Source organism: Pseudoalteromonas sp. C12FD-1, from assembly GCF_037414265.1.
Lineage (GTDB): Bacteria > Pseudomonadota > Gammaproteobacteria > Enterobacterales > Alteromonadaceae > Pseudoalteromonas.
Genome location: NZ_JBBEVD010000044.1, coordinates 135,615 through 144,493, shown reverse-complemented (window position 1 = coordinate 144,493; position 8,879 = coordinate 135,615). Strand labels below are relative to the sequence as shown.

General features: G+C 37.4%; 4 protein-coding genes and 1 pseudogene. 3 read left to right on the top strand and 2 right to left on the bottom strand.

The window, feature by feature from the left end; translation table 11 throughout:
• Positions 1-56: 56 nt before the first annotated feature.
• A pseudogene (locus WDB87_RS04930) lies at positions 57-188 on the bottom strand (IS3 family transposase); the annotation flags it as partial.
• 684 nt (positions 189-872) lie between these two features.
• Between WDB87_RS04930 and WDB87_RS04925 the strand changes: the two are divergent.
• From WDB87_RS04925 to WDB87_RS04915, 3 genes are read left to right on the top strand one after another with little or no spacing between them, the layout of a single operon-like run.
• Positions 873-3,305, top strand: coding sequence for a tellurite resistance TerB family protein (locus tag WDB87_RS04925; protein WP_337849244.1), 2,433 nt, complete (start codon positions 873-875; stop codon positions 3,303-3,305).
• A 2-nt stretch (positions 3,306-3,307) separates the two neighbouring features.
• The gene (locus WDB87_RS04920) at positions 3,308-4,615 is read left to right on the top strand and encodes an ATP-binding protein (protein WP_337849243.1); all 1,308 of its coding nucleotides are present in this window, start codon (positions 3,308-3,310) and stop codon (positions 4,613-4,615) included.
• Positions 4,612-6,813 (top strand): DEAD/DEAH box helicase, encoded by a 2,202-nt coding sequence (locus tag WDB87_RS04915; protein WP_337849242.1) that lies wholly within the window; start codon positions 4,612-4,614, stop codon positions 6,811-6,813. The genes WDB87_RS04920 and WDB87_RS04915 overlap by 4 nt, the downstream gene beginning before the upstream one ends.
• Positions 6,814-7,530: 717 nt before the next feature.
• Here the strand turns inward: WDB87_RS04915 and WDB87_RS04910 are convergent.
• Entirely contained in the window at positions 7,531-8,361 is an 831-nt protein-coding gene (locus WDB87_RS04910; RefSeq protein WP_337849241.1) for a DUF4365 domain-containing protein, read from the bottom strand.
• Positions 8,362-8,879: the final 518 nt, after the last annotated feature.

The window sequence follows — 8,879 nt, the reverse complement described above, 5'->3', positions numbered from 1 at the left end:
GAAATAGCTTAATCATTTTACTGAGTTACTGGCAGGTGTATTTTGCTAGACGCTTACGTTTCAGCCATTACATTATCGTAAGAATCCCCGACACCGCCAACAGATGCTTGAAGCCCAGCTTCAGCAAGTCTTTCAGTGTATCTTATGGATAAATATTGACTCCCTCTATCGCTGTGGTGGATCAGTCCTTTTGGAGCACTGGACTTCCCAGTTTTCATAATTTAGGGTGCTAGGATCATCGCTACCGTCATCTTCAGCACAAGCTAGATCAATTGACCTGCTCGCGTTCTCATCAAAACTAGTAAGAAGTTTAAAGCTCTTATTAGGTTGGAATGTTTCTAAAATTTGGTTTGGAATATTATTTCCATAACTTTTTATTTGTTTATAGACTATAGCTTCAATTGCAAACCTTAACTCTAGAACAGCATAATTAAAGTTTTCTCCTTGATTGATTAACTGTTTGTACCTTACTAAATGTATTCTGGGATCATAGATATTTGAAGCCGTTATAAATTTTCTTTCCTTCAAAAAAGCATTGTATGTATTCTACATTATTTGGTTAATCTCCGCTCATGGTACTGAGCCGAACTTCGGCAAAGAGCGATTAGCAGTCAGTCACTAGCTAAGAATTAAGCTCAAGTTTATCTAAAAGTTTTGCAAATTTAGGAACACAATACTGATGGTCAAGTGACATCAGTGGAGAGCACTATACAAAATTAAGCTTTATTAAAGACGATTTTATTGTTTGATTAAGAATAATTGCAATTAGCTAGCAGCAGTATTATACATTTCTGAATTTATTAGTGGTATGTTAGTAGCATATGGAGTTTTAAATACCAAAATGGTACCAACCATTTTTAAAGGGATATTACATGGAATTCATTTTTATAATCGCAGTTGTTATATTGATAATTTGGTTAATTACCAGTCCACGCTCAAATTCAAATAAAAAAAAGCCTAAAGTACTAGATAATCCGAGGCAAAATATAAAAGAAACTCCTGATACGCCTGCCTCTAATGCTTCTTTGTCTAGACCTTCGAGTGACGTGACTAGCTCGATAAATCTCATTAAAACTAATAAAGCATCAGTTAGCGTTGAGTTACACGAACAAATGAATGAATTAAAAACTGCAAAGCAGACTGATCCAAAACCTCGCATCACTGTTGTTAATACACCTACCCCAATTATAGAAAGTGCTGATAGTGCGACATATTCTGAGGACGATTTAGCTACATTTAATATTTTTGAGAGTGCAAATCCTCTAAATAAGAGCATTAAAGGCACACGCAAAGCTCAGTGGCTTGATAAGAAAAAAGAAACTGTTATACATAAGCGTAATCTAGCAGGATTTTTTTACCTAGGTGAGCAGATGGAGTCTCTTAGGGGTTATGATCCTGAGCCTGCACTATTAAACCCAATTTTACCTGCATCAACACCTTTAGGTCATCAACTAGGTTATTACACTGATGAATCACTTGGTTATTGGCCAAGTTATAGCAATCTTTCTAGACAGTGCAGGGGGGCTTACCTTGATTGGTTAGCGACCGACAGAAGCGCGGCCAATACTCCAATAGGCTTTGTGTTTTTGTATTTTTATGGACTTGAAAGGTTTGTTGTTGAAAATGGCAAAGATGACAAAGTTGCTGACGAATATTTTGAAGGTATTTTTGATGAAGTACTTCGTTTGCACAATGTGTTTGCTTCAAATCGCTCTTTTGCTGGTTACTCAGCAAATCTCTTAGAATTTATGTATTTAGTTAAACCTAAATTATTTGAATGTAGAAAGCATAAATTACCAAAGACACGTCATTCACTACTTTTTAAATTACGTCTTTCAGAGCAAATCGTTGCCACAGAAAGAGTGGACGATGAGCTAGCACTTGAATGGATTAAAAATACAGACCAATACAATTTAAAAACCGCAGCTAGGCGCTGCGATGTAGAGTTTGCTTCACTTTTTAAACTTTACTACAAGCAAAAATTCCCTGAGGGAATGCAAGTTAAGCCTAATAAAACCAAATTAAACGCTGAATATTTTGCCGCCAACGGTGGTATCCCTAGTGTAAAAATTTTACTCGACGGTTTACCTGATCCGAGTGTGCTAAAAACACCTATAAAAAGGCTCATTTCTATAGCAGATAAAGTCACAGAAGAATTAGCTAGTTATAGCCGTTATTTAGCTAAGGCTGACACAAGCAAAGATGATTTAGCTGCATTAATGCTATTACCTCGTGTTATTGCTAGTAGTCAACCATTTCCATTAATCGAAAAGTTTAAAACGTGGGCTAAGGCTATTATTTTAGAAAATGACGGGGTTACAAATGTATCTGAATTTTGGCTGCAAACAGACTTACCAGCACCAAAAGCGATAAATAAAAAGGAAAGTGAACTCATTTATAACCTAGCGAGCTTTGCTGATATAGGTATGGCGCCTGACTTACGTTACCACCATGCAAAACCTAAATTAGATGGCAAACTTGTCTTATTTACTCCAGGGCATGGGGAAGAGTTTGTCCCTAGTCATGCGTTTAACCAAGTCGGTGTCGCATTGCGTTTAGGTGCGATGGTTGCGAATATAGATGGGGTTGTAGATGAGTCTGAAAGTTCAGAGCTAGAAAAGTTAATTGCTCATGATGAGAAATTAACAGATACAGAAAAGCGATCTTTAAAGGCTTATCTTACCTGGCGATTAGTTACCCCATCGGATAATACGGGTTTAAAAAATAGGCTTAATAATTTAGGTGAAACAGAAATTGAATTTGTTAAACGGTTTATTCTGTCTATTGCGCTCGCTGATGGTAACGTTGATAACAAAGAAGTAAAACAAATCGAAAAACTCTACACAAATTTAGGACTGGATAAAGAGTCTGTCACGAGTGATATTCATCAGCTTACAACAAATAGTCACCAGCCGGCGCTAAGTAGGCAAAACTCATCAGAATTTAGCTTAGATGAAACAATCTTAGCCCTTCATGAAAGCCAAACAACAGAAGCTAAAAATATGCTTGAACAGATCTTTACTTCAGATGAAGATGAAAGCGATTATATTGAAGTTGTAGAGTCTACAAACGAACTTGATGGATTAGATCAGGCTCATAGCCAGTTGTATGAAAAGCTTTGCGCTAAAGCGCAATGGAGCCGTGAAGAGGTAATCCAAATGTGTAGTGAGCTAAAATTAATGGTTGATGGTTCTGTAGAGACTATTAATGACTGGTCATTTGATTTAGTGGATGCACCAGTAATTGAAGACGACGGTGATATATATATTGATGAAGAAATAGTCGCAGAAATAAGGGAGTTATAACAATGGCAGCAAAAAAAATTAGATCAAAAGAGCGCGATGCAATTATACAATCTCTTAAATCGGGTGTGACTCCAAAAGTCGGCATACAGCATATTCAAGTAGGTCGTGGTAACGAACTTAAAGCTCTCATTAAAGATATCGATAGAGTGACAGAGGGCGGCTCTGCTTTTCGGTTAATTATTGGAGAATACGGCTCAGGTAAAACATTCTTTTTAAGTGTTGTAAGAGCGATCGCATTAGAGCGAAAGCTAGTTAGTGTTAACGCAGATTTGTCTCCCGATCGTCGTATTCATGCATCATCAGGACAAGCTAGAAACTTATATTCTGAGTTAATGAGAAATATGTCTACTCGTAATAAACCTGATGGCAATGCATTGACCAGTGTGGTTGAAAAATTTATTACCGAAGCGCGTAAAGAAGCAGATAATACAAGCAAAGAAATAACCACAGTCATTCATGAAAGGCTCGCGTCTCTCTCAGAACTCGTAGGTGGCTACGATTTTGCAAAAGTTATAGAAGCATACTGGACTGGCCATGAAACAGATAACGAGCAACTTAAGAACAACGCTGTAAAATGGTTAAGAGCAGAATATGCAACAAAAACAGATGCTCGCAAAGATCTTGGTATAAGAAGTATTATCTCAGATGCGTCGTTTTATGACTCTCTAAAGCTTATGAGTTTATTTGTAAGGCAAGCTGGCTATGAAGGGTTATTAGTTAATCTCGATGAAATGGTAAATTTATACAAACTCAATAGCAGCCAAGCTCGAGTATCAAACTACGAGCAGATCCTAAGAATACTTAATGACTGCTTGCAAGGGTCTGCTGAGTATTTAGGATTTCTGCTGGGTGGGACACCCGAGTTTTTACTTGATCCAAGAAAAGGCTTATATAGTTATGAAGCACTGCAATCTCGCTTAGCTGGCAATACATTTGCAAAACAAGCTGGTGTTATTGATTACTCATCACCAGCATTACATTTGGCAAGTTTAACCCCAGAAGAGTTATTCATATTACTTAAAAACCTTAGGCATGTTTTCGCATCAGGTGACGAATCGCTATATTTAGTACCTGACAAGTCCCTTAAAGCATTTCTAGTCCATTGTAGCCAAACAATTGGAGACGCTTACTTCAGAACGCCAAGAAATACGATTAAGGCGTTTTTGGATATGCTTGCCGTGATTGATCAAAACCCAAGTATTTCTTGGGACAGCTTAATTAAAAATGTTGATATTGCAGAGGAAAAGCCTTCCGATGTAGAGTTAGATATTGAATCTGAGAACGATGAGCTAGCTGATTTTAAATTATGATTGATGCACACGAAAGGCTCGATTTTCGCATTCAGCAATGGATTTTTAAACAAGGCTGGGATCGACTCAGAGAGATACAATGTTTAGCAATTGATCCTATCCTTTCAGGCAATACTGATGTGCTTATTAGTGCCTCTACTGCCGCAGGTAAAACCGAAGCATTTTTTTTACCTGCAATAAGTAGTATCGCAGATCAAGTAAGCGGTGTAGGCATTTTATATATCAGCCCGCTAAAGGCGTTAATAAACGATCAAGACCGAAGGCTAGAAAGCTTGTCAGACTTGTTAGACATACAAGTTACACCTTGGCATGGTGATAGCCCTCAAGGTCGAAAAAATAAGCTGAAACGAAATCCATCTGGCATTATGTTAATAACGCCAGAGTCCCTAGAGTCATTATTAATAAGAGATAGTGGCTGGGTAAAATCTGCTTTTCAGAATTTAAAGTATATAGTTATAGACGAATTTCACGCATTTATTGGTACTGAGCGTGGCCATCACTTGTTGAGCTTACTGCACCGCTTAGAGCATCTGCTTGGCCGTGTAAGTACACCAATCCCCAGAACGGCTTTAAGTGCCACTTTAGGTGACTTAGAAAGTGTCCCTGCATCTTTAAGACCCAATAAATCACTGCCTTGTAAAATAATAAAGCAAACGCAGTCTTCATCATCGTTAAAAATGCAAGTGAAGGGATACATTGAAAGCGCTGTAGTAACAGATGAGACGGTTACTGCGGAGCAAAGCGTATGTAACGATTTATATGGTCTTTGCCGTGGTGGAAATCACCTAGTGTTTGCAAATAGCCGAAATCGCACCGAAAGCATTGCGACCACTCTTGCTGAAATGTGTGAAAGTAACACTTTGCCAAACGAGTTTTTTCCACATCACGGCTCGTTAGCTAAAGAAATGCGAGAAACACTTGAGGCTCGGCTTCAGCAAGATCAAATACCCACTACAGCCGTTTGTACTATGACTTTGGAGTTAGGCATTGATATAGGCAAGGTTAACTCTGTCGTACAAGTTACTGCTCCGCATTCTATTGCAAGTTTACGGCAGCGCATGGGTCGTTCAGGTAGGCGTGGTGGCGCTAGTATTTTGAGAATGCTGATAACTGAGGCTGACCTTACAGAGCAATCAAGTATTGTAGATAAACTGCGGCTTGAATTGGTTCAATCGTTAGCGATGATACGGTTATTGGTTGCTAGTAAATGGTATGAACCAGCAGACACTTCGCTCTATCACTTTTCAACATTACTTCATCAAGTTTTAGCGCTCATTGCGCAATGGGGGGGAATAAGAGCAGATCAAGTTTACGTATTACTTTGTAAAGACGGGCCATTCCAACAAGTTACTGTTACACATTTTAAAGATTTGCTATCTCACATGGGGAAGGTAGAGCTTATTACCCAGTTAGGAAGTGGGGAACTGGTTTTAGGTTACATGGGTGAAAAAGTAACAAATCATTATACGTTTTATGCCGTGTTTAAAACCCCTGAAGAATTTAGAATTGTAACGGGTAGTAAAACACTAGGAACATTACCCGTAGATAGCCTTATTTTAGAGGGCCAACATATTGTATTTGCAGGTAAACGTTGGGTAGTTGAGCTAGTTGATACAGATAAAAAAGTGATTTCAGTACAGCATGCAAAAGGAGGGAAACCACCTAAATTTGGTGGTTCAGGGATGGCTGTACATGATGTAGTGAGACAAGAAATGCTTAAAATTCTGAAAGAAAGTGACTACAGAGTTCAAGTTGGTGAACAAAGAATTGAATTTGGTGATGCAGTTGCCCAAGCACTTTTTAAAGAGGGGGCAGACTTTTTTAAAACTGCAAAACTTGAAAGTACATACTTCTTACAGCATGGCAATACAGCCGTTGTTTTGCCTTGGGCCGGTGATAAAGTTGTAAATACACTTGTTGCAGTGCTTATACACAAAGGGTTTGGAGCGGGTGCATTTGCAGGAATTATAGAAGTTGAGAATACCTTAATTGATCATGTTATCGGGGCTCTTAAAAGATTTCGAGATGATAAAACCATATCAGCAATTGATTTAGCTGATGTTATTGCACAAAAAGCCACAGATAAGTTTGATGAGTATTTACCTCAAGAAATTCTTGCACAAGGGTATGCTGCAAGAGCTTTTGATGTTGAGAAGGCCCGAGTATTAGTCAAAGAATTGCTCTTGGCAAGATTTTAACAAGCCAAAGAGGTTAAATTATGACTTCATACATTATACATACCAAGGATCATCAATGTCCGCTAATGGCACTCAGGCGAAATTCGGCAAAGAGCGATAAGCCGACGGTCGAGTAAACTCGTTTTTGGACAAAAATGAGTTAGAGTATTTATTCAGAACGCCCGCATAAGGGGCTGATAATGTTTAGCTAAAATAGTGAAACGAAGCGGAGCCAAACTTTAGCAGCCCCATGCTTAATGCGTTTGTTATGTTTTACTTAAACCACATCCTAATAAATTTAGGAAAATAATTAAGGGGAATAAAAGTACAAAAATAAAATATTGCCAAAGGAACAAATATAGCTAGTGCAGGCAACTCCTTATTTCCACCGAATAGAGCTAGACCTGATAGTAGAACACCAAAAGCCGTAACTAAGATCCAAATACCTTCAACAATGCTATTTCGTTTATATTTTGAGTGTTTATAAAAAACACAAACCATTGCACCGATAAAAACTACCGGAGTATAAAATAAGTGAAAATCGGTTGTGAAAGAGAAGTAGAATAAAAAGCACCCTAGAAATCTTGTTGTCCAAGTTTTTATATTGCCGATAAAATCCACCCGTACCTCTGTAAAGCATAACGCCGCACTAAGCAAACTAAAGTAGTGGGTTAAAATGTGAAGCGAAGAGAAACATAACTCACTGTTTTAGTTAAGTTTAAGTCCTTTCTATATGCTTTAGTTATTATTGACTATATAAGCTAAATCACTATGATATGGATGCTCTTTCCATCGTTGCAATACATCGAGTTTAGAATTATGTTTTAGAGATCCAATATAAGTAATCGCTAGATTTTTATATACTTCAAATACTTCAACTAACTTGGGGTATTCGATCAAGCGATTATAAAAGTTATCTATAATTTCATCAAAAAATTCGCAATTTTTGACAGTATCCATGTCAAAGCAAAGGCTATCGAAATTTTCAATAAAATCATCATCACAACCAATTGTATTCATATTGTATTCTTTTTCTTGAACATCATAAAAAGGCAATACCCATTCTTCGAACTTCTCTTTAACCTTTTTACTTTGAGCTTCCAGTATTTCAATATTTTTCAGCGCAGGAAGTAGCCTAAACTCTTCTTTATGTTCCTTAGTTAAACAATCATTATCTGAAAAATTGAGTGTAGTTTTTTTTTCTTTATTTTTCTCAGCTTTTTTTATCAACTTATCAATGGATTTTGTATTAACTATTTTCCAATATATCTCTGGAACTTTAGTAACGTTGATAATTCTTGCGACAATGACGGGTTCTTCCATTGCCTTCCAATACTTCAGGTTATCTAAATGAAGGCTGACTGATTTTTTATTACTTTGAGTTGATTTTATCTGTACAGCTATGAATTTTCCTATTGCGTTATGTTTTGGATTACATATCTCAACTTGAGCATCTAGTCCAAGATCAATATCTAACAACCGACAAGGCCAGCCAAAATATTTAGTTACCCAGTAAGCAAAATAATACTCGCCAATATCTCCATTTTTCTTCTTTAAAGCGTAAATCAAGTTGTTATCCCTAATTAATGTGGCAATCGGCTATTGCATATAACATTATAGTATTTATGCAACTAGCAGTTTGTGTTGAATAATAGCTTGTTGGACTGAGCCGCTACCTACTCGCTGTGTTAGAGTTGGTGTTGTTAATACTATGGGAATTTGCTTTTTAGAAGCTATCATTTTCCTTGCTAGTGCTATGTAAGCTTTCCCTGCATTTCTCAGCGCTTAATATGTATCCATTACACCTAAATTTGCCTTAATAAGCAATTAAATTTTTACGCACACATAGGCCGCTAGCCCGAGTAATTAAGCAAGTTAACTAATTGATTTTAAGCAGCCACCTAGATGGTAACTCTCCGCACTTAGTTCATAGTCACCCCTAGAGGATTTGTGTTAGCTCCTTTTGGAGCAAAGGCGAGTTATATTCATAACCCGTCGATGGACAAAAATGAGTCAGTACCTTTACTAAACTAGCAATCACTGGGTTACCTTAAGTATAGGATCTCTTACCAAAAGAAGGTAAGACC